The sequence below is a fragment of the Streptomyces canus genome, assembly GCF_030815415.1.
Lineage (GTDB): Bacteria > Actinomycetota > Actinomycetes > Streptomycetales > Streptomycetaceae > Streptomyces > Streptomyces canus_F.
Map to the genome: position 1 here is coordinate 9,100,312 of NZ_JAUSWW010000001.1, position 23,867 is coordinate 9,124,178.

Annotated in this window: 25 protein-coding genes; 13 read left to right on the top strand and 12 right to left on the bottom strand. The window is 70.7% G+C overall.

Annotation, left to right across the window (positions count from 1 at the left end; translation table 11 throughout):
• Positions 1-141: 141 nt before the first annotated feature.
• The gene (locus tag QF037_RS42155) at positions 142-2,490 is read left to right on the top strand and encodes a phosphoketolase family protein (protein WP_307034645.1); all 2,349 of its coding nucleotides are present in this window, start codon (positions 142-144) and stop codon (positions 2,488-2,490) included.
• Positions 2,491-2,547: 57 nt separating this feature from the next.
• Positions 2,548-3,441, top strand: coding sequence for an aldo/keto reductase (locus tag QF037_RS42160; protein WP_307034647.1), 894 nt, complete (start codon positions 2,548-2,550; stop codon positions 3,439-3,441).
• 17 nt (positions 3,442-3,458) lie between these two features.
• Here QF037_RS42160 and QF037_RS42165 read toward each other — a convergent pair whose 3' ends face one another.
• The gene (locus QF037_RS42165; RefSeq protein ID WP_307034649.1) at positions 3,459-3,950 is read right to left on the bottom strand and encodes a pyridoxamine 5'-phosphate oxidase family protein; all 492 of its coding nucleotides are present in this window, start codon (positions 3,948-3,950) and stop codon (positions 3,459-3,461) included.
• A gap of 174 nt (positions 3,951-4,124) precedes the next feature.
• Between QF037_RS42165 and QF037_RS42170 the strand changes: the two genes are divergently transcribed.
• Both QF037_RS42170 and QF037_RS42175 read left to right on the top strand, forming a co-directional pair.
• Positions 4,125-4,520 (top strand): VOC family protein, encoded by a 396-nt coding sequence (locus QF037_RS42170; RefSeq protein WP_307034651.1) that lies wholly within the window; start codon positions 4,125-4,127, stop codon positions 4,518-4,520.
• Positions 4,521-4,586: 66 nt separating this feature from the next.
• On the top strand, positions 4,587-5,660 hold the full coding sequence (locus QF037_RS42175; RefSeq protein WP_307034652.1) for an adenosine deaminase: 1,074 nt from the start codon (positions 4,587-4,589) through the stop codon (positions 5,658-5,660).
• On the opposite strand, the gene QF037_RS42180 is transcribed toward QF037_RS42175, so the two are convergent.
• The 3 genes from QF037_RS42180 to QF037_RS42190 form a co-directional block, all read right to left on the bottom strand.
• Entirely contained in the window at positions 5,648-6,157 is a 510-nt protein-coding gene (locus QF037_RS42180) for a mycothiol transferase (protein ID WP_307034654.1), read from the bottom strand. The genes QF037_RS42175 and QF037_RS42180 overlap by 13 nt on opposite strands.
• 27 nt (positions 6,158-6,184) lie before the next feature.
• The gene (locus QF037_RS42185) at positions 6,185-7,684 is read right to left on the bottom strand and encodes a carotenoid oxygenase family protein (RefSeq protein WP_307034656.1); all 1,500 of its coding nucleotides are present in this window, start codon (positions 7,682-7,684) and stop codon (positions 6,185-6,187) included.
• 68 nt (positions 7,685-7,752) lie between these two features.
• Entirely contained in the window at positions 7,753-8,670 is a 918-nt protein-coding gene (locus QF037_RS42190; protein ID WP_307034658.1) for a LysR family transcriptional regulator, read from the bottom strand.
• Between the two features lie 123 nt (positions 8,671-8,793).
• Here QF037_RS42190 and mgrA point away from each other — a divergent pair, with 123 nt between their 5' ends.
• Complete coding sequence (gene mgrA, locus QF037_RS42195; protein WP_307034660.1) at positions 8,794-9,789, top strand: L-glyceraldehyde 3-phosphate reductase; 996 nt, start codon at positions 8,794-8,796, stop codon at positions 9,787-9,789.
• Here the strand turns inward: mgrA and QF037_RS42200 are convergent.
• The gene (locus QF037_RS42200; protein WP_307034662.1) at positions 9,779-10,066 is read right to left on the bottom strand and encodes a DUF1905 domain-containing protein; all 288 of its coding nucleotides are present in this window, start codon (positions 10,064-10,066) and stop codon (positions 9,779-9,781) included. The two genes, mgrA and QF037_RS42200, sit on opposite strands and share 11 nt — an antisense overlap.
• A 78-nt stretch (positions 10,067-10,144) precedes the next feature.
• A complete protein-coding gene (locus QF037_RS42205) occupies positions 10,145-10,528 on the bottom strand; it encodes a nuclear transport factor 2 family protein (RefSeq protein ID WP_307034664.1) in 384 nt (127 codons plus the stop codon).
• A 348-nt stretch (positions 10,529-10,876) separates the two neighbouring features.
• Here QF037_RS42205 and QF037_RS42210 point away from each other — a divergent pair, with 348 nt between their 5' ends.
• From QF037_RS42210 to QF037_RS42225, 4 genes are read left to right on the top strand one after another with little or no spacing between them, the layout of a single operon-like run.
• A complete protein-coding gene (locus QF037_RS42210) occupies positions 10,877-11,287 on the top strand; it encodes a hypothetical protein (RefSeq protein ID WP_307034666.1) in 411 nt (136 codons plus the stop codon).
• 53 nt (positions 11,288-11,340) lie between these two features.
• Complete coding sequence (locus tag QF037_RS42215) at positions 11,341-13,680, top strand: ABC transporter ATP-binding protein/permease (protein WP_307034668.1); 2,340 nt, start codon at positions 11,341-11,343, stop codon at positions 13,678-13,680.
• A 9-nt stretch (positions 13,681-13,689) separates the two neighbouring features.
• A complete protein-coding gene (locus QF037_RS42220; protein WP_307034670.1) occupies positions 13,690-14,229 on the top strand; it encodes a hypothetical protein in 540 nt (179 codons plus the stop codon).
• Entirely contained in the window at positions 14,219-15,208 is a 990-nt protein-coding gene (locus tag QF037_RS42225; protein WP_307034672.1) for a serine/threonine-protein kinase, read from the top strand. Before QF037_RS42220 ends, QF037_RS42225 begins: the two co-directional genes overlap by 11 nt.
• On the opposite strand, the gene QF037_RS42230 is transcribed toward QF037_RS42225, so the two are convergent.
• Together QF037_RS42230 and QF037_RS42235 are read right to left on the bottom strand one after the other, a co-directional pair.
• Positions 15,195-15,608: a nuclear transport factor 2 family protein gene (locus QF037_RS42230; RefSeq protein WP_307034674.1), complete on the bottom strand. Its 414-nt coding sequence runs from the start codon at positions 15,606-15,608 to the stop codon at positions 15,195-15,197. The two genes, QF037_RS42225 and QF037_RS42230, sit on opposite strands and share 14 nt — an antisense overlap.
• On the bottom strand, positions 15,605-16,909 hold the full coding sequence (locus QF037_RS42235; protein ID WP_307034676.1) for a streptophobe family protein: 1,305 nt from the start codon (positions 16,907-16,909) through the stop codon (positions 15,605-15,607). Before QF037_RS42235 ends, QF037_RS42230 begins: the two co-directional genes overlap by 4 nt.
• Before the next feature lie 161 nt (positions 16,910-17,070).
• Here QF037_RS42235 and QF037_RS42240 point away from each other — a divergent pair, with 161 nt between their 5' ends.
• Both QF037_RS42240 and QF037_RS42245 read left to right on the top strand, forming a co-directional pair.
• A complete protein-coding gene (locus tag QF037_RS42240; protein WP_373463883.1) occupies positions 17,071-18,132 on the top strand; it encodes a DUF6777 domain-containing protein in 1,062 nt (353 codons plus the stop codon).
• 168 nt (positions 18,133-18,300) lie between these two features.
• Complete coding sequence (locus tag QF037_RS42245; protein WP_307034678.1) at positions 18,301-18,756, top strand: ATP-binding protein; 456 nt, start codon at positions 18,301-18,303, stop codon at positions 18,754-18,756.
• Between the two features lie 49 nt (positions 18,757-18,805).
• Here QF037_RS42245 and QF037_RS42250 read toward each other — a convergent pair whose 3' ends face one another.
• Positions 18,806-19,693 (bottom strand): RNA polymerase sigma factor SigF, encoded by an 888-nt coding sequence (locus QF037_RS42250; RefSeq protein ID WP_307034680.1) that lies wholly within the window; start codon positions 19,691-19,693, stop codon positions 18,806-18,808.
• A gap of 342 nt (positions 19,694-20,035) precedes the next feature.
• Here QF037_RS42250 and QF037_RS42255 point away from each other — a divergent pair, with 342 nt between their 5' ends.
• Positions 20,036-20,425, top strand: coding sequence for a helix-turn-helix domain-containing protein (locus QF037_RS42255; protein ID WP_266896806.1), 390 nt, complete (start codon positions 20,036-20,038; stop codon positions 20,423-20,425).
• Positions 20,426-20,440: 15 nt separating this feature from the next.
• On the opposite strand, the gene QF037_RS42260 is transcribed toward QF037_RS42255, so the two are convergent.
• From QF037_RS42260 to QF037_RS42270, 3 genes are all read right to left on the bottom strand, one after another.
• Entirely contained in the window at positions 20,441-21,043 is a 603-nt protein-coding gene (locus tag QF037_RS42260; RefSeq protein WP_307034683.1) for a ClpP family protease, read from the bottom strand.
• 1 nt (position 21,044) lies between these two features.
• Entirely contained in the window at positions 21,045-21,683 is a 639-nt protein-coding gene (locus QF037_RS42265; protein ID WP_307034685.1) for a ClpP family protease, read from the bottom strand.
• A 123-nt stretch (positions 21,684-21,806) separates the two neighbouring features.
• Complete coding sequence (locus tag QF037_RS42270; RefSeq protein WP_307034687.1) at positions 21,807-23,012, bottom strand: epoxide hydrolase family protein; 1,206 nt, start codon at positions 23,010-23,012, stop codon at positions 21,807-21,809.
• 370 nt (positions 23,013-23,382) lie between these two features.
• Between QF037_RS42270 and QF037_RS42275 the strand changes: the two genes are divergently transcribed.
• Positions 23,383-23,865: a VOC family protein gene (locus QF037_RS42275; RefSeq protein WP_307034689.1), complete on the top strand. Its 483-nt coding sequence runs from the start codon at positions 23,383-23,385 to the stop codon at positions 23,863-23,865.
• The last annotated feature ends 2 nt before the right edge of the window (positions 23,866-23,867 follow it).

A 23,867-nucleotide genomic window follows, 5' to 3' on the forward strand; every position in this document is an offset into this window, starting at 1 on the left:
GCAGAAGGAATCCACGGCTTTCCTCCCGAAGACTTTGGCCCATGAGGCCCATCCCGGGTACCCGGGTACCCGGGAACGCGACGAAGGTGGACGGCAGACACCGTCGACCCGCACCGCGACACCCGACCGGAAGGGAACCCCATGTCCGTCGACCCCCGCCACCCGCCCGGCGCACTCACGGACGAGGAACTGACCTCCCTGGACGCCCACTGGCGCGCCGCCAACTACCTCGCCGTCGGCCAGATCTACCTGATGGCGAACCCCCTGCTGACCGAGCCCCTGCGCCCCGAGCACATCAAGCCACGGCTGCTCGGCCACTGGGGCACCTCACCCGGGCTGAACCTCGTCCACACCCACCTCAACCGCGCCGTCAAGGCCCGCGACCTGGACGCCCTGTGCATCTGGGGCCCTGGTCACGGCGGCCCCGCCGTGCTCGCCAACGCCTGGCTGGAGGGCTCGTACAGCGAGACCTATCCGGACATCACGCGGGACACGCAGGGCATGACCCGCCTCTTCAAACAGTTCTCGTTCCCCGGCGGTGTGCCGAGCCATGTCGCCCCCGAGACCCCCGGCTCCATCCACGAGGGCGGTGAGCTCGGCTACTCCCTCTCGCACGCCTACGGAGCCGCGCTCGACAACCCCGGTCTGGTGGTCGCCTGCGTCATCGGCGACGGTGAGGCCGAGACGGGCCCGCTGGCCGCGTCCTGGCACTCCAACAAGTTCCTCGACCCCGAACACGACGGTGCCGTCCTGCCGATTCTCCACCTCAACGGCTACAAGATCGCCAACCCGACGGTGCTGGCCCGTATCCCCGAGGACGAACTCGACGCCCTCCTGCGGGGATACGGCCACGAACCCCTCCACGTCACCGGCGACGACCCGGCCACCGTCCACCGCGCCATGGCCCACGCCCTGGACACCGCGCTCGACCGCATCGCCGAGCGCGGCCGGCCACCGATGATCGTGCTGCGCACCCCCAAGGGCTGGACCGGCCCCGCCGAGGTCGACGGCCTCCCGGTGGAAGGCACATGGCGCGCCCACCAAGTCCCCCTCGCCGCCGTCCGCGACAACCCCGACCACCTGCGGCAGCTGGAGCAGTGGCTGCGCTCGTACCGCCCCGAGGACCTGTTCGACGAGAACGGCGGCCCGAAGCCTCACGTCCTGGCCTGCGTCCCCGAAGGAAAGCGCCGACTCGGCGCCACCCCCCACGCCAACGGCGGCCTGCTCCTTCGCTCCCTGCCCCTGCCGCCCCTCGAACGGTTCGCCGTCCCCGTCGACAAACCCGGCGCCACCCTCCACGAACCCACCCGCATCCTGGGCGAGTTGCTCGAGGACGTCATGCGCGCCACCGCCGACCGGCGGGACTTCCGCATCGTCGGCCCCGACGAGACCGAGTCCAACCGCCTCCAAGCCGTCTACGCCGCCACCGGCAAGGCCTGGCAGGCCGCCATCCTGGACGTCGACGAACACCTCGACCGGCACGGCCGGGTGATGGAGATCCTCTCCGAACACACCTGCCAGGGCTGGCTGGAGGGCTACCTCCTCACGGGCCGGCACGGACTCTTCTCCTGCTACGAAGCCTTCGCCCACATCGTCGACTCGATGGTCAACCAGCACATCAAATGGCTGCGGGTCACCCGCCGACTGCCCTGGCGCGCCCCCATCGCCTCCCTCAACTACCTGCTGACCTCGCACGTCTGGCGCCAGGACCACAACGGCTTCTCCCACCAGGACCCCGGCTTCGTCGACCACATCCTCAACAAGAGCCCCGAAGTCGTACGGGTGTACTTCCCGCCGGACGCCAACACCCTGCTGTCGGTGGCGGATCACGCGCTGCGCAGCCGCGACTACGTCAATGTGATCGTCGCCGGGAAACAGCCCAGTTACGACTGGCTGTCGATGGAGCAGGCCAAGGCGCACTGCGCCCGCGGCGCCGGGATCTGGGAGTGGGCCGGTACCGAGGACAGCACCCGGGATCCGGACGTCGTCCTGGCCTGCGCGGGCGACGTGCCGACCCTGGAGGTGCTGGCCGCCGCCCAGTTGCTCCGCCGCCACCTGCCACGGCTCGCCGTACGCGTTGTCAACGTCGTGGACATCGCACGGCTCATGCCGAGCGACGAACACCCGCACGGGATGAGCGACTACGAGTACGACGGCCTGTTCACCACCGACCGGCCGGTGATCTTCGCGTACCACGGCTATCCCTGGCTCATCCACCGGCTGGCGTACCGCCGCGACGGCCACCCGCATCTCCATGTCCGCGGCTACAAGGAGATCGGCACCACGACCACGCCCTTCGACATGGTCGTGCGCAACGACCTCGACCGCTACCGGCTGGTCATGGACGTCATCGACCGCGTCCCCGGCCTCGCCGTGCGCGCCGCTCCCGTACGACAGCGGATGGAGGACGCGCGCCTGCGCCACCACGCATGGATCCGCGAACACGGCACGGATCTGCCGGAGGTGGCGGACTGGAGCTGGGACGGATGATTCATATGTCCGTAAAGGGATCGCGTCCCTCGGCGGTCCCTGTGTGACACTCCGCTGATGACCTCCGAAACGATCACCGCGGATGCCGCGGGCACCTGGAAACTGGGCGACCTGAGCGTCAACCGCCTCGGCCTCGGCGCGATGCGGCTGACGGGCAGCGCCGCCTTCCACCACGGGACGCCGAGCGACCGGCAGCGCTCGATCGCCGTACTGCGCAAGGCGGTCGAGCTCGGCGTCGACCACATCGACACGGCGGCCTTCTACTTCTCGTCCCTGCGTTCCGCCAACGAACTGATCAACACCGCGCTGGCCCCGTACTCGGACGACCTGGTCATCGCCGCCAAGGTCGGCCCCTTCCGCGACTACACGGGGGAGTGGGGCACCTCGGCCCGCCCCGAGGACCTCCGCGGCCATGTCGAGGAGAACCTGCGCCAGCTGGGCCGGGACCACCTGGACCTGGTGTACCTGCGGCGCATGGAACAGGACTCGATCGCCGAGCACTTCGGAGCACTGGCCGAACTGCGCGAGGCCGGACTGGTCCGCCACCTGGGCATCTCGTCCGTCAAACCCCGCCACCTCGCCGAGGCACAGGCCATCGCCCCCGTGGTGAGCGTCCAGAACCGCTACGCCCTGGACCACCCCGACGAACTGCTGCGCATCTGCGGCGAGCAGGGCATCGCGTACGTCCCGTTCTACGCGGTGGCCGGCACGGTGGGCGAACAGGGCGCGACCACGAACCACGACGACGAGGTGCTCTCCATCGCCCGGGCGCACGGTGCGAGCCCCGCGCAGGTCCGTATCGCCTGGACTCTGCACCAGGGCCCGCACGTGCTGGCCATTCCCGGCACCGGCAACCCCGACCACCTCGTCGACAACGTGGCCGCCGGTGCGATCCGGCTGACCGACGACGAGCTGACCCGCCTCGACTCGTCGCACACCAAGGCAGGTTGATCAGCCGGCGTCACCGATCACGGGGTGGTGGCCGGACCGGGGGGCGGGTCCTGGACGACCCACTCCCCGTCCCGCATGATGTGCCGTTTCGGCAGCTCCCGCACCTCGTGCCAGGCCTGCACCGCGTACGGCCGCACCTCGAAGAAGGCGTACGACGGGTTGTCCTCCCGCGGATCCCAGCCGTGCTTGGCGAGGAACGCGGCCGCCGCCGCGGGCGGCACCTCCTGGAGGGTGTGGGTCTGCACGGAACCGTCCACCAGGACCACGTCCCGGGTGTCCGCGAGCGCCAGCCGCGCCCGGCGGCCGTTCCGCAGATTGCGGCCGGTCGGGTTCGTCAGGCGCGTCGCCAGCCATACGGCCCCGGCGTGCCAGACGAACCAGAGCGGGACCATGCACGGGAGCCCGTCGTCGTCCGCCGAGGCGACCCAGATGTCGCTCTCCCGGTCGAGTCGGTCCAGGACGTGTCGCTTGCGCTCTTCGGCATCGCGCGGAGGCTCGTCGATCTTCATGAACCGGACGGTAGTGAATCGGCGGGCGACCCCGCCTCGGTCCAGGGGCCCGCTCCGGCTCGGGCGTGCGTCCTAGGCCCGGGCGAGGCGGAGACCGGCGGTCCGGGTGCGACTGGCGTCCGCGACGTTTTACGTATAACCTCTTCCGCTAACCCCGCCCTCCGAAAGGCCCCGATGAGACGCGTCGCCCTGGTCACCCTCGTCGTCGACGACTACGACGAGGCGATCCGCTTCTACACCGAGGCCCTCGGCTTCCGGCTCGCCGAGGACGCCCCGCGCCCCGACGGCTCCCGCTGGGTCGTCGTGGAGCCGGGGTCCGGACAGGCCGGGGGCACGGGCCTGCTCCTCGCCCGCGCCAAGAGCGAGGCCCAGCGCGGCCGGGTCGGCGACCAGACCGGCGGACGCGTCGGCTTCTTCCTGCACACCGACGACTTCGCCCGTGACCACGCCCGGATGACCGCCGCCGGCGTGACCTTCCTGGAGGAGCCGCGCCACGAGCCCTACGGCTCGGTCGCCGTCTTCCAGGACCTGTACGGCAACCGCTGGGACCTGCTCCAGCCCGCCGACTGAAGACCGCACCGCATCTGTCGCACCGCCCGAACACCGCCCCGCCGCACTGCCAAGGAAAGATCCACCATGACTGCTACGCGCGTAGACTCCGACGCCATCCGCCGGCTGCCCAAGGCCGTGCTGCACGACCACCTCGACGGCGGCCTGCGCCCTGCCACCGTGGTGGAACTCGCGGACGCGGTCGGCCACACCCTGCCCACCACCGACCCGGACGAGCTGGCCGCCTGGTACTACGACGCCGCGAACTCCGGCGACCTGGTGCGTTACATAGCCACCTTCGAGCACACCCTCGCCGTGATGCAGACCCGCGAGGGCCTGCTGCGCACCGCCGAGGAGTACGTCCTCGACCTGGCCGCGGACGGTGTCGTGTACGGCGAGGTGCGTTACGCCCCCGAGCTGAACACCCAGGGCGGGCTCGCCATGAGCGAGGTCGTGGAGACCGTTCAGGAGGGGCTCGCGGCCGGTATGGCCAAGGCGGCCGCCGCCGGCACCCCGGTCCGGGTCGGCACCCTGCTGTGCGGCATGCGGATGTTCGACCGTGTCCGCGAGGCGGCCGACCTGGCCGTCGCCTTCCGCGACGCGGGTGTCGTCGGCTTCGACATCGCCGGCGCCGAGGACGGCTTCCCGCCCGCCGACCACCTCGCCGCCTTCGAGCACCTGCGCCGCGAGAACGTCCCGTTCACCATCCACGCCGGCGAGGCCCACGGCCTGCCCAGCATCCACCAGGCCCTCCAGGTCTGCGGCGCCCAGCGCATCGGCCACGGCGTCCGTATCACCGACGACATCCCCGACCTCGCGGACGGCAAGCTCGGCCGTCTCGCGGGCTGGGTGCGCGACCGTCGTATCGCCCTGGAGATGTGCCCCACCTCCAACCTCCAGACCGGTGCCGCCACCTCGATCGCCGAGCACCCGATCACGGCCCTGAAGGACCTCGGCTTCCGCGTCACCCTGAACACCGACAACCGTCTGGTGTCCGGCACGACGATGACCCGCGAGATGTCCCTGCTGGTCGAGGAGGCGGGCTGGAGTGTCGAGGACCTGCGCACGGTCACGGTGAACGCCCTCAAGAGCGCGTTCATCCCGTTCGACGAGCGCAAGGCCCTCATCGACGACGTCGTCCTGCCGGGCTACGCGCTCTGACGCAGTCCCCGGAGGTAGGCGGCCTGTCCGACGTGCTGCAGATCGTCGGACAGGACGCTGACCAGCCGGACGCCCAGGGTGACCGGCGGATCCCAGTTCTCGTCCACGACGCGTTCCAGGTCCTTGGCTGCCAGCTCACGCAGGACGCCGAGGCTCTGCGCGTGGACGGCGTCGTAGTAACCGGTCAGCAGCTCCGCCGAGTCGACCCGCACCTTGGCCACCTTCGCGGCGCTGTGGCCGTACCCGGTGTCGCGGGTCGGCAGATCGAGGGCGAAGCGCTTCTCCCAGTCCTGGGTCAGCCAGACCTGGTCGAGCCCGAAGGCGTCGGCCATGTGGTCGTCCTGGACGCGGGTGAGATGCCAGATCAGCCAGGAGATGGAGTTGGCGCCGGGCGCGGGCTGGTGGTTGAGGTCGTCGGGGCCGAGCCCTTCGACGGCGGCATGGACTTCTTCTTGGATGCGGCTGTAGCCGTCGATGAGGATGTCCTTCGCATGCATACGTCCACCATCGCGCACCCGGGCGCCTCATGCGTCCGGAATCCAGCTCCCGTGGAACCCCAGCGGCACCCGGCCCGGCAGCTGGATCCGGGCGACCGGCTCGCCGGTGAAGTCCTGTGCGGCGAGGATCAGCAGGTCGGAGGCTCCGCGGTCGGGATTGTGGACGTAGGCGATCGCGTACCCGTCGTCCTCGGCCGCACTGTGTTCGCGCGGGACGAACACGGCCTCGCTCGCGGCCGCTCCGCGCGGCAGCCGGTGGACCTGGGTCGTGCCGCGCAACAGGTCCTGCTTGATGAGCGCGTTGCTGAACGCCCGGTCGGGCGGGTTGCCGTCCACCGCCATGTAGGCCACCGCCATCTCCGCGGACGCCGCCGAGTAGCCGTAGCGGTGCCTGCGGGAGACCAACGCCTCGTTCACGCGCGGGAATTCCTGCGGGCGGTCGTCGAGAGTACGGGTCCGCACCCGGCCGTGGCGCAGGTCGATCGTCCAGCGGTCGAGCCTGGGGGTGCCCGCGTTGTAGGGGCCGCCCGAGCCGTTGCCGGCGACGAGGAAGGGGGCGTCGAAGTTGGTCGTGTCGATGACGATGTCCGTGCCCTCCTCGTAGGCGTTGAGGGTGTGCGAGTAGTAGACCGGGTCGACCTCGAACCAGCGGACCGCACCGCCCTTGCGCGGCAGTACTCCGACCCGGGCCGGGTGCTCGTCGTTCCAGACGTACGGGACGATGTCTCCGCGCTCGGCTGCCGCGGGGTCGAAGGTGACCGGCATGTCGAGGATGATCACGTAGTGCTCGGTGAGCGCGAAGTCGTGGATCATCGGCGCGTCCGCCACCGGGATCCTGGTGGTGCGTGCGACGCGGCCCGTCGGGCCGACCACCAGGTGCCGGACATGGTCCCAGGTCGGGTAGTAGGCGATGGCGTGCAGTTCACCGGCGTGGACGTCGAACTTGGTGTGCGCGGTGAGCGGGCCCTTCAGGGTGCCCCGGAAGTCGTAGGTGCCCACGGTGTTGAGCTCGTCGTCGAGTTCGTACGGCAGCGGCCCGCTCTCCTGGAGCGTGAGGATCCGCCCCCGGTAGGGGATCACATGGGTGTTGCACGGGAAGTCGTCCGGCGGCACCGGACGCGGGTAGGGCTCGCCCAGCTTCTTCGCCACCTGGGAGGAGCGCACCCAGCGGTTGCGGTACCACTCGGCGCGGCCGTCGCGCAGCCGGACACCGTGCACCATGCCGTCGCCCAGCATCCAGTGATGCGCGCGCGGGTCCTCCAGACCCAGGACGTTGGGGCCGTTGCGCAGATAACGGCCGTTCAGGTCGCAGGGGATGCGACCGGTGACCGGCAGGTCGAAGGCCGTCAGTTCCTCCGTGACGGGCTCGAACGCGCCCTCCAGGAAGGGGAAGCGCCGCGCGGTGGACGCCTGGGGAGCCGCGGCGGCCGCACGCGGTCCCGCCCCCGCGCCCGTGCCCACCAGTCCGCCCGCCGCCGCGATCGCCGCCGCGCCGCGCAGTACGTTCCGTCGTGTGTGATCCGTCATTTCCCGTACTCCTGACCGCAGTTGCCGTGAGGGACGGTCACGAGTCTGCGGTGAGGGACGGGGCCGGGTCAGGAGGGGTGGGCCCCGTCCGGGGGTGTACCTACGCCCCCTGTTTCCAGCAGCTCCATCAGTGCCCGGGCCGCCGGGCTGGTGGCCTGCTCGGGCGGCAGCAGGGCGACCGTCTCGTACACGGTCTCCCCGGTGCCCTTCACGGGCAGCGCGGTCAGCGACGGGCGCTTGTGACGGAAGTGGCGCGGTACGACGGCGACGCCCAGGTTCTCGTCCACCAGGTCCAGGAGGCTGTGCACGTCGTTCACCTCCAGCGCGACCGCCCGCCGTACGCCCGCGGCGGCGAACGCGGCGTCGGTGGTGCGGCGCGGGCCCCAGTCCGGGTGGAAGTCGACGAAGACCTCGCCGCCCAGATCCTCCGGGGTCACGGCCGCGCCGGCGCGCGCGAGCCGGTGGTCGGGGTGGCACAGGACGGTCATCGGCTCCCCGGCCAGCGGGACGACCCGCAGCTGGTCGGTGTCCTCCTGCGCCGTCCGCACCGCGAAGGCCATGTCGAGACGCCCGGCCGCGACCTCCTCCGCGAGCGCGCCCGAGCCCGCCTGCCGCAGACAGATCTCCACATCCGGGTGCCGTCGCCGGAACGCGGCGAGCAGGCCGGCCACATGCACCCCGGCGATGCACTGCTCGGACCCGAGCGCGAGCATCCCGCGCAGCACCCCCTGCACCGCGGCGACCGCCTCATGGGCCGCCCGCACCTGCGCGAGGATGCGCTCGGCCTCACCCAGCAGCGCCCGGCCCGCGGGGGTGAGCGTCACCCGTCGGGTGGTCCGCACGAACAACGGCGTCTGCAGCTCCCGCTCCAGTGCCCGGATGGAGGCAGACAGACCCGACTGGGACACCAGCAGTCGCTCGGCCGCCCGGGTGAAGTGCTGGTCCTCGGCGACCGCGACGAAGTGCTGGAGATGTCGGAGTTCCATGACTGAGAAGCGTATCCGCTCAATTCCATCGGATTCTTCTGTTGGACCAATGCCCCCAGGTCGCGAAAGAGTGGACGACGGTTCTCAGGAAACCGAAACCGTGCCAACCCCTCTGGAGTCGCGTTGTACACCGCACACCCCGACCGCTACTCGGACATGCCGTACCGGCGCACCGGCCGCAGCGGCCTGAAGCTTCCCGCGATCTCGCTGGGCCTGTGGCACAACTTCGGCCCGGCGGACCGCACCGTCGAGACACAGCGCGCGATCCTGCGCCGCGCCTTCGACCTCGGAGTCACCCACTTCGACCTGGCCAACAACTACGGCCCCCCGCCCGGTGCCGCCGAGTCCGCCTTCGGCGAGGCCCTGAAGTCCGATCTCGCCGCCTACCGCGACGAGCTGATCATCTCCACCAAGGCCGGCTATCTGATGTGGCCCGGCCCGTACGGCGAGTGGGGCTCCCGCAAGTACCTGCTGTCCTCGCTGGACCAGAGCCTGACGCGGATGGGCCTGGACTACGTCGACGTCTTCTACTCGCACCGCCCCGACCCGGAGACTCCGCTGGAGGAGACGATGGGCGCCCTGCACTCGGCCGTGCAGCAGGGCAAGGCGCTCTACGTCGGCGTCTCCAACTACTCCGCGGAGCAGACCCGCGAGGCCGCCCGTATCCTCGGCGAGCTCGGCACCCCGCTCCTCATCCACCAGCCGCGCTACTCGATGCTCGACCGGCGCCCCGAGGACGAGGGCCTCCTGGACGCCCTGGACGAGCTCCAGGTCGGTTCGATCGTCTTCTCCCCGCTGGAGCAGGGCATGCTCACCGGGCGTTACCTCGACGGCATCCCGGAGGACTCGCGCGCCGCGAGCGACAGCCCGTTCCTGAACTCGGACGCGCTCACCGAGGACCTGGTCGCCCAGCTGCGCGAACTGAACGACATCGCCGAGTCCCGCGGCCAGACCCTGGCCCAGATGGCCCTGGCCTGGGTCCTGCGCGGCGGCCGGGTGACCTCCGCCCTGGTCGGCGCGAGCAGCCCGCAGCAGATCGAGGACAGTGTCGGCACCATCCGCAACCTCGACTTCGACGCGGACGAGCTGGCCCGGATCGACGCCGTGATCAAGAAGTAAGCCGCTCCTGGAGGCGGACGGTCACCGTGTCGCCCGCCTCCTTCCCGATGGCCCTGCGCACCTCGGCCTTCACGGGCAGCTTGTGCCTGTCGTCGCCCAGGGCCATGAAGGAGCTCCGGAACGGGTGCCCGTCGATCGTGCCGCGCACCTTGACCAGCCCGCGCGTGCCGAAGAACGCGACGGACTCGGGCCACACGAGATAGGTCCAGCCCCCTTCGGCGGGGCTCTTGACCAGCTCGGCCGTGAAGTGCCGGTCCAGTTTCTCGGTCGTGCCCATGGCGCCGCCTTTCGCTCGCGGTGGTCTCCCGTTCAGGAGTCCTCCCGTTCAAGAGACCCTCGCGAGCGCGGAAACTCATCACGCCCCGGCGGGCACCCGGTCCAGAAATCCGAGCACCGACCGGATACGGCCCTTCTCGTCCAGCGTGATTACGTCGAAGCCGGCGACGGGTGCGCTTCCGTCGGCCTCGTTCACCAGCTCCCAGGAAAAGCGCGCGGTGTCGTGATGGCCGTCCACGACCGCGGTGGGACGGAAGGCGAACCCCGGGAACTGCTCGTGCGCCGCCGCGATCACCGCGGCGATCTGCTCATGGCCGCCCACGTCGGCCAGCGGGTCGGTGTAGGTGCCGTCCGGGGCCCAGGCGGCGGCCACCGCTTTGGCCAGCGTCTCCTGATCGACGGCGTTCCAGGCCTCGAAGTAACGGGCGACGGCACTCTCGTAACGGTCGGTGTCGGCGGGCATGCGGAATCAGCCTCCATTGAGGTGTATTTGCTGGTCAGGAACCGGATCCCGGTCGTGGTGACCCGGTACCGCAACCTTGCCCGCATCGCCGCGGAGCGTCGATTACCCCTGGGGTAATGGCGACAGTCGCCGGATTTCGGCCAACTCCCCCGGTGAATATGCCAGGAGACTGGCCGGAAAGTCATGGTGACAGTGTTTCAGTAGTGAACATACTCAAACTGACAGGGTATTCACATCCAGCGAGGATGCCATCACGCACCGCACATGAGCCCTGGGTACCCGCAAGCACAAGAGCCGCACCGAAAGCGAGGCAAGCCGAGAGGCGCACTACGCACCGGGGGAGTGAACGTGCACGACGAATTCCTGTGCCATGTCACCGCGTACGGAACGTGCGAGGGGAAACGTATCGGCGTGCCCCTGGGCAGCTACCGGGCCCCGACCCTCGCCCTGGCGCTCTGGTGGCTGCGCGACCGGGCCGCCTGGATCGCCGAGCGACTCGACCCGCAGCCCGACGCCGAGCACTTACCGGCGGGCGCCCTCGTCCCGGTTGCCGATACCGTCCCCGATGTGCCCGCCGTGCTGCGCGCCTGGTGCGGGAACGACGCCCAACAGGATCTGGTCGCCGAGGAGTTGGCGGCCGGACGGCTGATCCGGATCGCCACCTGCGACGAAACCACCGAGTACGAGCTGCTCGCCGAGTCGGTGGACGCCCTGCGGATGCAGCGGACGATCCCGGCTCTGGTGGTGTCGGTGGGCTGAGCTTCCCGAGGCCGCGCCAGGCGCACATCTGGGCGAATCGGTAGAATTTCGGCATGGCAGAGCGGCCGAACACGCCGACCGCGCCTGAACTCGTCCTGGAGACCGACACGGGATCCACGGTGATGAGTCCGGGCCGCGACTACCACGTCGGGCGCGATCCACTGAGCGACATCTTTATCGACGACGCCCGGGTCTCGTGGCACCACGCGGTCCTGCGCCCCGAGGCCGACCACTGGACGCTGGAGGACGAGCACAGCACGAACGGCACCTACGCCGACGGCCGCCGTGTCGGCGAGTGGAGCGTCGGCCCCGGCAGCGTGATCCGCTTCGGCAGCCCCGCCGACGGCCCCAGGGCGGTGCTGACCAGTACCGCACCCGCCCCCCGGGAACGCCCCTCGGCGGTGTCCATGCCCGCACTCACCGGCACCTTCCGACAGCCCACCACCGTCCGTCCGCTGCCCTCCCGTACCGTCCGCATCGGCCGCGCCGCCGACAACGACCTCGTCATCGACGACCTGGTCGTCTCCCGCCGGCACGCCGAGCTGCGCGCCCACCCCGACGGGACGTACGAGATCGCCGACCTGGGCAGCCACAACGGCACCTACCTCAACGGCAGCCCCGTCACCAGCGCCCAGCTCGGCCCCGGCGATGTCGTCGGTATCGGCCACTCGGCGTTCTGCCTGGTCGGCGACGAGCTCCAGGAGTACGTCGACACCGGTGAGGTCTCCCTCGACGTCCAGGATCTGAGCGTCGCCGTGGACCACGGCCGCAAGACGCTCCTCGAGCATGTGTCGTTCCCGGTGGGGGAGAAGTGCCTGCTCGCGGTCGTCGGCCCGAGCGGCGCGGGCAAGTCCACCCTCTTGGGCGCCCTCACCGGACAGCGCCCCGCCGACCACGGCACGGTCCTGTACGACGGCCGCGACCTGTACCGCGACTACGCCGAGCTGCGCCAGCGCATCGGCCTCGTCCCGCAGGACGACATCCTGCACGCCCAGCTCACCGTCCGCGCCGCCCTGACCTACGCCGCCGAACTGCGCTTCCCGCAGGACACCGCCAAGGCCGAGCGGCAGGCCAGGGTCGAGGAGGTCATCCGCGAACTGGGCCTGGAACAGCGCGCCGACCAGGCCGTGCACAGCCTCTCCGGCGGTCAGCGCAAGCGCGTCAGCGTCGCCCTGGAGCTGCTGACCAAGCCCTCACTCCTCTTCCTCGACGAGCCGACCTCCGGCCTCGACCCCGGCATGGACCGCTCGGTGATGCACATGCTGCGCGGCCTCGCCGACGACGGCCGCACCGTCATCGTCGTCACCCACAGCGTCCTCAGCCTCGACGTCTGCGACCGGCTCCTCGTCCTCGCCCCCGGCGGGAAGATCGCCTACTACGGCCCGCCCGAGGACACCCTCGCCTACTTCGGCTACGCGCAGTGGCCGGAGGCCTTCGAGGCCTTCGAGCGGGACCAGGACCGGGACTGGGCCGGAGAGTTCCGCGCCTCGTCCTTCCACCGGCAGTACGTCTCCGACGCGACCGGGCAGCCCCGGGTGTCCCGGTCCGGACCGGTCGTCATCGCCCCACCGCCCAGGCCCCGCAGCCGGGGCGCTCAGCTCGGCACCCTGATCCGCCGCTACGCCACGGCACTGGTCGCCGACCGCACCTTCCTCGTCATCATGATCGCCCTGCCGTTCGTGATGGGCGCGATGACCCGCGCCCTGGCCGGCAGCAAGCTGACGCAGGAGACGGCGATGAACGCGCTGCTGATCCTTTGCGTCGGCGGTGTGCTCACGGGGGCGGCCAACGCCGTGCGCGAGCTGGTCAAGGAACGCGTGATCTATCAGCGGGAGCGGGCCGTGGGGCTGTCCAGATCGGCGTACCTGCTCTCCAAGGTCGTCGTCCTCGGCACGATCACCGTGCTCCAGGCGGTCGTGCTGACCCTGGTCGGCCTGTTCGGCGTCGACCTCAACGCGCCGGGCGGTGAGGGCGTGCTGATGCCGCCCCTTGTCGAAATCACCGTCGCGGTCGCCCTGCTGGCGTTCACGGCGATGATGCTCGGCCTGCTGGTCTCCGCGCTGGTGCGCAAGGAGGAGGTGACGATGCCGCTGCTCGTGCTGCTCGCCATCGTCCAGGTGGTCTTCTGCGGCGCCCTGCTGAAACTCGACGGTGTACCCGGCCTGGAGCAGCTGTCCTGGCTGGTGCCCTCGCGATGGGCGCTCGGCGCGATGGCCGGCACCGTCGGCCTCGCCCGGATCGTGCCCGGCGAGCTGACCGGAGACCCGCTGTTCCGGCACTCGGCGGGGGTGTGGCTGCTCAACGTGGCCATGCTCGTCGTGCTGTCGGCCGTCTTCGGCTACGTCGTGTCCCGGCTGCTGCGTCGGCACGAGCCGGCCGTCCTGCGGAAGTAGGCGCGCGCGATGGCCACCCCCGGCTTCCGGCCCACTCACGTCGTCCCCCAGCACGGCATGCCCGCCTGGGAGGCCCCCGACCCCGCCCGGCCCACCGTTGCCCTCGACCCGCTGCTGCCGGTCCAGCTGGTGGAGCGGCGCGGCGACTGGGGACACGTCCGGTGCGCCAACGGCTGGTCGGCCTGGGTCGACGGCCGCTTCCTGGTCGCCGTCCCCCCGGATCCGCCCGCCGCGGACGGCCCGCTCGCCCGCACCGCGGACCCACGGCCCCTGCTGGCCCGCGCCGAGCAGACCCTGGGCGACTACCGGGCCGCGGTCGAGGCGCTCGCCTCGGGCGGCCTCGACGGCGAGGCATTCCAGGCGCGTACCCGCGGCCGGCGCGTCGGAGTCGTGGTCGACGGCGAGTCCGTATGGCTCTACGACGCCCAGCACGGCCGCTGGGTGTACGCCGACGGCACCCGTCTGAGCACCTTCGCGACGGACGAGGCACCCCCGGCCGCCGCCGCGGACCACGCCCCCACACAGGTCGTGACCCCCGATGGCCCGTGACACGAGCCTCTTCTCCGGCCGGCCCTCCGAGCTGATCGGGCGCCAGGTCGCCGGCTACCGCATCGAGCGCGAGATCGGCCGCGGCGGCATGGCCGTCGTCTACCGCGCCCGCGACCTGCGACTGGAGCGCACGGTGGCGCTCAAGCTCCTCGCCCCCGAACTCGCCCGCAACGACACCTTCCGCCGCCGCTTCACCCACGAGTCCCGGGCAGCCGCCGCGATCGACCACCCGCACATCGTGCCCGTCTTCGAGGCGGGCGAGACGGACGGTGTCCTGTACATCGCGATGCGCTACGTCGAGGGCAGCGACCTGCGTCATCTCCTGGACCGCCGGGGCCCGTTGGTGCCCGCCGTCGCCCTGCGCATCGCCGCCCAGATCGCCTCGGCGCTGGACGCCGCCCACGAGCACGGGCTCGTCCACCGGGACGTGAAGCCCGGGAACATCCTGGTCGCCCGCGGCACCGACAGCGACCACCCCGAACACTCCTACCTCACCGATTTCGGCCTGACCAAGAAGTCGCTGTCCCTGACCGGCTTCACGACGGTCGGCCAGTTCGTGGGCACCCTGGACTACGTGGCACCGGAACAGATCTCCGGCAAGCCGGTCGACGGACGCTGCGACGTGTACGGCTTCGCCTGCGTCGTCTACGAAGCCCTCGCCGGCCACCCGCCCTTCCGCCGCGACGACGACATGGCCCTGCTGTGGGCCCACCAGTACGACGATCCGCCCCCGCTGACCGCGTCCCGCCCCGACCTCGCCCCGGACGTCGACGCCGTGTTCGCGCGCGGCCTCGCCAAGAGCCCCGACGCCCGCTACGACACCTGCCTCGCCTTCGTTGCGGCCCTGCGCGCCGCCACGACCGGTGCCCGTTTCGGTACTCACGCGCCGACGGAGGTCGACCTGAAGGTGGTGGAGACGTCGGCGGAGGGCCCGAAGCGACCGCCGCCGTGGGCCCGGCCGGTGTTCAGGGGCGGCTAGCTCCGCTCAGCGGCACCCGCCGCGGCGACACCTTGCGGTGCGACACCCGCCAGCCGGTACCGGCCCGGACGACCGTGTCGTCGTACGTCACCGACCCGCACGAGCCGTCGGTCATGATGCCCAGTCCCTTGGACCGGACCCGCACCCGGCCGTCCGGCGCCTCGCCGATCACCACGTTGGTCACGTGGTGCGCGACGGGATTGGCCGAGCCCAGGGCCAGTGCGGCCTCCCGCAGCGCGGCGACGCCGGTCACCTCGCCCTGTCCGTAGTCGGAGAGGTCGTAGACGACGTCGGAGGTGAACACCTCCTCGAAGCGGTCGAGTTGCCCGTCGTCGACCAGATGGCCGTGCAGGGAGATCAACTCGGTGATGGCCAGGCGGTCTTCGAGCGGCAGCGTCATGGCCGCACACTGTCACGCCCGGCGTCGGCCGTCCCAGCCGTTTTCGTCTCGCCGGTCCGCCGCACCGGACGGGCCAGGAGCGCGCCCAGGAAGCCGGTGACGAGCCCCCACAGCGCGGCCAGACCGACGGCGGACCACACTTCGGGCTCGAGGAGGAGCTCCCCGTTGAGATCGCCGCCGAGGTCGCCGATGCCGAGGACGGACAGGCCGTAGTGCGCGGAGATGCGGCCGACGAGGCAGATCATCAGCACCGTGAGCGCGAGCGCGACCGCCATGTGCAGGGCATGCTGCCAGGCGCGCATGCGGGCAGGGGAGCGCGCCGCCATCACGAACGCGGCGGCCGGCAGCAGCACCGCGTCCACGGCGACGAGCCACCACACCCGGCCGTCGTACTCGGCCAGCGTGCGCAGATTCAGCGTGGCGGTGTCCGAACCGCGCAGCACCTCGTCGAGGACATGCGGCATCGGCAGTCCGAAGGGCCCCTCCACCCGGCCGTTCCAGGTGGCCCCCAGGCCGATCGTGAGCGTCAGCCACACCAGGTTCGGCATGCCGAGCAGGATCACGGCGAGGGTCGCCGCCGCCTGCCCGCGCGTGAACGCCACGACGACGGCGATGACGATGCCCAGGGCCACGTAGGCCAGGAGCAGGACCACCATCGCGTACGCAGCCGGCCGTACCGTCTCCTGGAAGCGCAGCAGCCGGGCCGGGAGCGGCGCTCCGCGCGAGACCAGCAGGGCCAGCACCAGGACACCTGCCAGCCACAGCAGACCGAAGAAGAGTGTCGGGGGCAGGTCCGTCTCGAAACCGACCTCCGGCGAGACACCGAACGTGTCGCCCAGGTCGGAGAGCGTGCCGTCGCCGAGCGAGAGCTGGAAGGTCTGGCGGGCGCCGAGGGCCAGCGCGAGCAGTGCGAGCAGCCACAGCACGGCGATCCTGGCGGCCCACCCGGCCAGTTCCCCGGCGCCCGCCACCGCCCGGTGCCGCAGCGGCCGCAGGAAGCCCGCGGCGATCACCAGTGCCCCGGTGAGCGTGACGGACAACGGGATCACGGTGAGGTCCGCCTGGGTGTCGGCCAGTCCACCGGCGTTTCCGGAGAGCTCGATCGTGCCGCCGACCGCGGTGACCACCGTCGCCGCCACGACCCGGGGGAACGCGCCGTCGGGGAGGTCGGTCGCCCCGGCCGCCCACAGTCCCAGGGCCGCGGCGGCGCCCATGGCGATCAGTGCGGACAGGACCGCGAGGAGGGCCTGTACCCAGCCGTGCGGGGCGATGGCCTGGTCGGAGCGGGTTCGCGGGCGCACCCTCCCACGCTAAGCAGGGCTCCGGGGCCCCGCCCGGCGAGAGGGCCGTCCGCGTCGGCTTGCGAGCGGCACGGCACGGGAGCACACAATGAAAGGGGCGTGGATAAAAGTGCGGTAAATGCACAAAAGCCGCAGAAGTTCCACGTCGGGAAGAAGGGCTCGTGAGCGTCGAACCGCCGTCCCCCGGCCGGCCCACAGGACCGCCCTCCGGTCCGCTGTCGGGCCCCTCCCAGCCGCCTTCGGGGCCACCGTCACAGCCCCCGGGCAGCAGCGGGGGAGCGCCCCCGCCGGAACCGCACCGCCCCTGGTGGCGTTCCGTGCCCCGTATCGCGCTGCTCGCCACCGCGGTCGTGGCCGCCGTGATTCTGGGCCTCGTCTTCAGCCGCTCCGACGGCGGTTCCGGCAGCAAGAGCGGGAACGGCGAGGTCTTCCTCCAGGCCGCCGCCAAGACAGGCCCCGACCCCTTCACCGAGTCGACGGCGACCGACAGCTCCGCCGCGCCCGCCTCCGCCTCCCCGGCCACCGAGTCGCCCTCCGGAAACGCGGTACGCGGCGTCGACGGCAGCGCCACCGGTCTCTACGGCGGCACCCGCAACGTCGCCAGCTGCGACGTGGAGCGCCAGATCAAGGCGCTCCAGGCGAACCCGCCGGTCAACCAGGCCTTCGCCTCGGTCGCCGGGGTCCAGCCGTCCGGCGTCCCCGCCTACCTGCGCTCGCTCACCCCGGTCCAGCTGCGCATGGACACCCGCGTCACCAACCACGGCTACCGGGACGGACACGCCACCGGCTACCAGGCCGTCCTCCAGTCCGGCACCGCCGTCCTGGTCGACGACCGCGGCGTGCCCCGGGTGCGCTGCGCCTGCGGAAACCCCCTGACCCCGCCGGTCGCTCAGCAGAGCACCCCGAAGCGGACCGGCGACACCTGGTCGTCCTACCGCTCCTCGAACGTCGTGGTGGTCGCGCCCTCGGTGACCGTCATCAACGTCTTCGTGATCTACGACCATGACTCCGACGACTGGATCGCCCGTCACCGCGGCGACACGGGCCACAAGGACAAGCCGACCGAGCCGCCGGCGAACCTGGTCTCCCCGTCCGCGAGTGTGACCACGCCGACCGCCCCGTCCTCGTTGCCACCGAGCCCCGAGCCGTCCGCGCCGGACTCCGGGACGACCGAAGACGAAGGACCGTCCGCGGACACTTCCGGGTCTCAGCCCTCACTGTGATTCGACACGCCGACAGAATCGGGGCCCACGTAAAGTACCCCGAGTCCGCGGTGACGTCACCAGCGATGTGACCGACACGACCCGTTATGGGGACTGCGGAGCCGCGCTCGGGGTACGAGCACTGGTGCAGCAGGCGTCCGGCCAGTCCGGCCTTCCGAGAGAGAACGCATGATCGAGCACCTGGACGGGGCAGTGATACCGACTGGTTTCGACGTGCCCGTGGATCCACTACGGCGGGCGGCTCACTTCACCGGCGAGCCGGGATGCATCGCCGAGGCGCGTAACTTCGCCGCGCACTTCCTCGAGCAGCTCAGGACCGAGTGGTGCGCCGAGATCGGTGACCGGGCCGACGGCGAGGTGCTTTTGGTGGTGAGCGAGCTGGTCACCAACGCGGACCGGCACAGCAACGGGCCGTACATCCTCGATCTGGAGGGCACGGACGCGGTCGTCACCGTGTCCGTCTACGACAGCAGCGCGGCGCTGCCCCTGCGCTTCCCCAAGGACCCCCAGCGGGTCGGCCGGCACGGCCTGGAGATCGTGCACGCGCTGGCGGCCGAGGTCAGCGCGGAACGGGTGCCGGTCGGGAAGAGAGTGAGCGCCGTTCTTCGACTCGAGACGGAATGACCGCCGAAGACACCTTCGGCGGTCACCCTTTCTCTGCTCAGGTCCCTTCTCAGGCGCAGCCCAGCTCGCCCAGCATGCCCGTGCGCAGGCGGGTGATGATCCGCTTGATCAGCCGGGACACATGCATCTGCGAGCAGCCCAGCTGTTCACCGATCTCCGCCTGGGTGGCTTCCTCCACGAACCGCAGATGAAGGATCTGCCGGTCGCGCTCGCTGAGTTCGGCCATCAGAGGGGCGAGTGACTGGAAGTCCTCGACGAGGCGCAGTCCGTCCTCCTCCACGCCGATGAAGTCGGCCAGGACCGATTCGCCGTTCTCCGGCCCGTCGCCGGTGAGGGCGGCGTCGAGCGACGAGGAGTTGTAGCCGTTCGAGGCGATCTGCGCCTCGATCACCTCGGATTCGCCGATGTTCATCAAGGTGGCGAGCTCGGCCACCGTCGGTTCCCGGTCCAGCCTGCTGGACAGCTCCTCGCGTGCCTTGGCCAGCTCGACCCGCAGCTCCTGGAGCCTGCGCGGCACGTGCACCGCCCAGGTGGTGTCACGGAAGAACCGCTTGATCTCACCGACGATGTACGGCAGGGCGAAGGAGGTGAACTCGACCTCCCGCGTCAGGTCGAACCGGTCGATGGCCTTGATCAGGCCGATCATGCCGGTCTGGACGATGTCCTCCATGTCGTCGCCGCGACCGCGGAACCGGCCGGCGGCGAAGCGCACGAGGGACATGTTCATCTCGATGAGCGTGTTGCGCGCGTACTGGTATTCGTGCGTGCCTTCCTCGAGCTCGGTCAGGCGCTGGAAGAACTGGCGCGACAGTTCCCGCGCGTCGCGCGGAGCCACGCTCCGGGGGTCCACGACTCCTGGCAGTGATGTCTCACCCGTGCTGGCCACGGCGGTCTTCTCCACGACCTGTGCCTCCGACCGGATCACGGCGGTGTCCATGTACCTCTCCCACGCAAGTCACGGCTTGACGTCAGCCTCTTCAGCCTCGGTTGTTTTCCGAAACTGTGCTTCGCGGTCCCTCGGGTACCCGGATCGCGACGACATAGGCATGTGTCCGCCGCCGACCAGCGGGTAGCCCGCGGGCAGTCTCCTTTGCGCCTACCCGGTGAGTGACGGCGCATGCCCGTGGCGTGTCCGGAATCGGGGAAGGAAGGGGTGGCGGGCCGTGTGGCGTGCGACGGACACTTGCGGCTGTGGCCTACGTCACACGCCTCCGTCCATTCCACCCAGAGCGGAATGCTGATCCCTTCCGCTGTGGTCCACGGCTTCTAGGCTGAAGAGGTGAGCGAAGAAGCGACGAACCAAGCCCGCGTCATCCCCCTGCGCCCGGGGACCGCCCGCCCTGCCGCCGCACCGCCTCCCAAGGAGCCTTTGCTGCGTGACCTGGTCGGCGACGTCCTGCGCCGTGAACGGCTCGCCCAGGAGCGCACGTTGAAGGACGTGGCCGACGAGGCGCGTATCTCCATGCCGTACCTCTCCGAGGTGGAGCGGGGCCGCAAGGAGGCCTCGTCGGAGGTCCTCGCGGCCGCCGCCCACGCCCTCGGACTGGGTCTCGGCGACCTGCTCGGACGGGCCCAGGGCGAACTCGTCCGGATCACCAGCCGGCACTCGGTCGGCAGCCGCAGGGCGGCGCCCGGTTCGTCGTACGACGGGCTCTGCCTGGCCGCCTGAGCGGAACCCGGCGCCTCACACCCCCACGAGGCGCCGGCTCACCACCTCGTCGGCCAGCCCGTACGCCACTGCCTCCTCGGCGGTGAACACCTTGTCGCGGTCCATGTCCGCGCGCAGTGTCGCCACGTCGTGGTGGGTGTGGCGGGCCAGTACCTCCTCGACCTGGCCGCGGATCCGGACCATCTCCTTGGCCTGGAGGGCGAGATCGGAGATCGAGCCCCGGCTGCCGCCGTTGGCCGGCTGCCCGAGCAGCACCCGCGCGTGCTCCAGCGCGAACCGCCGCCCGGGATCTCCGCCGGCCAGCAGCACAGCCGCGGTGGAGGCCGCCTGTCCGACGCAGAACGTCGAGATCGGCGCCTGTACGAACGTCATCGTGTCGTAGATCGCCATGAGCGAGGTGAACGAGCCGCCGGGGGAGTTGATGTAGATCGCGATCTCGTTGTCGGGCGCCGACGACTCCAGATGGAGGAGTTGCGCGATGACGACGTTGGCCACCCCGTCGTCGATCTCGGTGCCGAGGAAGATGATCCGCTCCGACAGCAACCGGCTGAAGACGTCCGAGGACCGCTCACCGTTCGCGGTCCGCTCGACGACGTACGGAATCGTGTAGTTCCCCATGTCACAGCCCCATCCGTCGCTTCGAGGCGGCCGGGCGGACGTCGGCGAGCGACTCCACGACCTGGTCCACCATTCCGTACTGCCTGGCCTGCTCGGCCGTGTACCAGCGGTCGCGGTCGCCGTCCCGGGCGATGGTCTCCGGCGTCTGGCCGGTGTTCTCGGCGAGCAGCCGTTCCATGGTCCGCTTGCTGTGGTCCAGGTTCTCCGCCTGGATCTCGATGTCGGCCGTGGTCCCGCCGATGCCCGCCGACCCCTGGTGCATCATGATCCGCGCGTTCGGCAGGGCGTACCGCTTGCCGGGCGTGCCGCCGCAGAGCAGGAACTGGCCCATGCTCGCCGCGAAACCCATGGCGAGTGTCGATACGTCGTTGGGGATGAGCCGCATCGTGTCGTAGATGGCGAGGCCCGCGTACACCGAGCCGCCCGGGCTGTTGATGTACAGGCTGATGTCGGTGCGCGGGTCCTCCGCGGACAGGATCAGCAGCTGGGAGCAGACCCGGTTCGCGGAGACCTCGTCGACCTGGGTGCCGAGCAGGACGATCCGCTGTCCGAGCAGCTGGGCGGCCAGCTGGTCGTCGAAGCGGGAGGGCGCGGTGTCGCCCTCCTCCGCCCGTGGGGCGAGCGTGGTGAGTGGAGTCATCGGTTCTCCTCGTGGTGGCGGGGATGCCGTCGACTCCACTCTTGACCTCGGGCGACGCCCTTCAGCCCGTTCTCTGCCCGCGGCAGATTCGCCGAGGGCAGAGCGCCGCTCTCACCGCGGGTCTCAGCCCTTCTCGCGCAGCTGCCGGAAGAAGGCCCGTACGTCGTCCACCAGCAGGTCGGGCTCTTCCATCGCGGCGAAGTGACCGCCCCGGTCGAGCTCGGTCCAGCGCACGATGTTCTCAGTGCGCTCGGCCTTGTGGCGCAGCGGGATCTGCGGGTCGCCGGGGAAGGAGGCCACCGCGGTCGGGGCGGTCGAAGGCTTGTGCGGGGCGGCGATCCGGTCGCCCTCGGCGTGGGCGCGCTCGTAGTAGACCCGGGCGGAGGAGCCCGCGGTGCCGGTCAGCCAGTACAGCATCACGTTGGTGAGCATCAGGCCCCGGTCGACGGCCTCCTCGGGCAACTCCTCGGAGTCCGTCCACTCCTGGAACTTCTCGACGATCCAGGCGAGCTGGCCGACCGGCGAGTCGGTGAGCGCGTACGAGAGGGTCTGCGGCCGGGTGGACTGGAGGTGGAAGTAGCCCACCCCGTCGCGGAACCACGCGTCCCACTTGCGCCACGAGAGCAGGGTCCGCTCCCGCTCCTCGGGGCTCAGTGCCTTCAGCTCCTCCTCGGTCGGTTCCGTGGCCGCCTGTGCGCCGGGCAGCAGATTGAGGTGGATGCCGATCACCCGGTCGGTGTGGACACGGCCCAGCTCGCGGGAGATGCCGGCGCCCCAGTCGCCGCCCTGGGCTGCGAACCGGTCGTAGCCGAGGCGGGTCATCAGCTCGGCCCACGCGTCGGCGATCCGGCGCGCCTCCCAGCCGGTCTCCCGGGTCGGCCCGGAGAACCCGAAGCCGGGAATGCTCGGCAGCACGAGGTGGAAGGCGTCGGCGGGATCGCCGCCGTGCGCGGCCGGATCCGTCAACGGGCCGACGACGTCGAGGAATTCGACGATCGACCCCGGCCAGCCATGGGTGATGATCAGCGGGGTGGCATCGGGCTCGGGGGAGCGGATGTGCGCGAAGTGCACATGGGCGCCGTCGATCTCGGTCGTGAACTGCGGCCACTCGTTCAGCCGCGCCTCGGCCGCCCGCCAGTCGTACTCGTGCCGCCAGTACCGCACCAGCTCACGCAGATACCCCGCCGGCACGCCGTACGACCAGCCCACCCCGGGCAGCTCGTCGGGCCACCGGACCCGGTCGAGGCGGTCCTGGAGATCGTCGAGGTCGGCCTGCGGTATGTCGATGCGGAAGGGGTGAAGGCCGCTGTCGGCGGGCGAAGACGTCATGACCCGGATGCTAGTGCCGCGGCAGGCAACGTTTGCCCCGTCGCGACGCCCGGCACGCTCCCCCACTGCCTTGAGGGCGTGGGAGGGGCCCCCACTCGCCGCACCGGCCGAAAGCCCAAGTACGTCCAGTACGAGGGCTTCCGGCCGGCACGCCGAGAGCACGCTCCCCCACCCTCGAACCGCGCTTCGCACGGCTCGGGCGGGAGGGACCCCCACGACGCCGCTCCTTGACGGGCAAACGTTGCCTGCCGCGGCACTAGTTCCGAACGGTGTACCGGCCACCTGGATTAACCGGCCACGCGACCGATGAGTTTCGCGGCGAGGATCGGTCGACACAGGTGACATCGATCCGCACGCCCAGGAGGTACCCATGGCAACCGACGGTTTCACCACGTGTCTCTGGTTCGACGGCCAGGCCGAGGAAGCCGCCCACTTCTACGTCTCGGTCTTCAAGAACTCCAGTGTCGGCAAGGTCGCGCGCTACCCCGAGGGGGCGATGCAGCCAGCCGGCAGCGTCATGACCGTCGAGTTCACGGCCAACGGCCACACATTCCTCGCACTCAACGGCGGCCCTCAGTTCAAGTTCACCGAGGCGACCTCCTTCATGATCTTCTGCGAGAACCAGGAGGAGATCGACCGCTACTGGACCAAGCTCCTCGAAGGCGGTGGCGAGCCCGGCCCCTGTGGCTGGCTCAAGGACCAGTACGGACTGTCCTGGCAGGTCGTCCCCGACACGCTGGACGCCATGGTCACCGACCCGGACCCGGCGAAGGCGGCCCGCGTGACCGCGGCGTTCATGGCGATGGGCAAGTTCGACATCGCGGCCCTGGAGAGGGCCTACGCGGGCGAGTGAGG

What these genes read in the sequence shown, in the direction of transcription:
- QF037_RS42155 (WP_307034645.1), top strand. Translation starts at nt 142, where the DNA reads ATGTCCGTCGACCCCCGCCACCCGCCCGGCGCACTCACGGACGAGGAA.
- QF037_RS42160 (WP_307034647.1), top strand. Translation starts at nt 2,548, where the DNA reads ATGACCTCCGAAACGATCACCGCGGATGCCGCGGGCACCTGGAAACTG.
- QF037_RS42165 (WP_307034649.1), bottom strand. Translation starts at nt 3,950, where the DNA reads ATGAAGATCGACGAGCCTCCGCGCGATGCCGAAGAGCGCAAGCGACAC.
- QF037_RS42170 (WP_307034651.1), top strand. Translation starts at nt 4,125, where the DNA reads ATGAGACGCGTCGCCCTGGTCACCCTCGTCGTCGACGACTACGACGAG.
- QF037_RS42175 (WP_307034652.1), top strand. Translation starts at nt 4,587, where the DNA reads ATGACTGCTACGCGCGTAGACTCCGACGCCATCCGCCGGCTGCCCAAG.
- QF037_RS42180 (WP_307034654.1), bottom strand. Translation starts at nt 6,157, where the DNA reads ATGCATGCGAAGGACATCCTCATCGACGGCTACAGCCGCATCCAAGAA.
- QF037_RS42185 (WP_307034656.1), bottom strand. Translation starts at nt 7,684, where the DNA reads ATGACGGATCACACACGACGGAACGTACTGCGCGGCGCGGCGGCGATC.
- QF037_RS42190 (WP_307034658.1), bottom strand. Translation starts at nt 8,670, where the DNA reads ATGGAACTCCGACATCTCCAGCACTTCGTCGCGGTCGCCGAGGACCAG.
- QF037_RS42200 (WP_307034662.1), bottom strand. Translation starts at nt 10,066, where the DNA reads ATGGGCACGACCGAGAAACTGGACCGGCACTTCACGGCCGAGCTGGTC.
- QF037_RS42205 (WP_307034664.1), bottom strand. Translation starts at nt 10,528, where the DNA reads ATGCCCGCCGACACCGACCGTTACGAGAGTGCCGTCGCCCGTTACTTC.
- QF037_RS42215 (WP_307034668.1), top strand. Translation starts at nt 11,341, where the DNA reads ATGGCAGAGCGGCCGAACACGCCGACCGCGCCTGAACTCGTCCTGGAG.
- QF037_RS42220 (WP_307034670.1), top strand. Translation starts at nt 13,690, where the DNA reads ATGGCCACCCCCGGCTTCCGGCCCACTCACGTCGTCCCCCAGCACGGC.
- QF037_RS42225 (WP_307034672.1), top strand. Translation starts at nt 14,219, where the DNA reads ATGGCCCGTGACACGAGCCTCTTCTCCGGCCGGCCCTCCGAGCTGATC.
- QF037_RS42230 (WP_307034674.1), bottom strand. Translation starts at nt 15,608, where the DNA reads ATGACGCTGCCGCTCGAAGACCGCCTGGCCATCACCGAGTTGATCTCC.
- QF037_RS42245 (WP_307034678.1), top strand. Translation starts at nt 18,301, where the DNA reads ATGATCGAGCACCTGGACGGGGCAGTGATACCGACTGGTTTCGACGTG.
- QF037_RS42250 (WP_307034680.1), bottom strand. Translation starts at nt 19,693, where the DNA reads ATGGACACCGCCGTGATCCGGTCGGAGGCACAGGTCGTGGAGAAGACC.
- QF037_RS42260 (WP_307034683.1), bottom strand. Translation starts at nt 21,043, where the DNA reads ATGGGGAACTACACGATTCCGTACGTCGTCGAGCGGACCGCGAACGGT.
- QF037_RS42265 (WP_307034685.1), bottom strand. Translation starts at nt 21,683, where the DNA reads ATGACTCCACTCACCACGCTCGCCCCACGGGCGGAGGAGGGCGACACC.
- QF037_RS42270 (WP_307034687.1), bottom strand. Translation starts at nt 23,012, where the DNA reads ATGACGTCTTCGCCCGCCGACAGCGGCCTTCACCCCTTCCGCATCGAC.
- QF037_RS42275 (WP_307034689.1), top strand. Translation starts at nt 23,383, where the DNA reads ATGGCAACCGACGGTTTCACCACGTGTCTCTGGTTCGACGGCCAGGCC.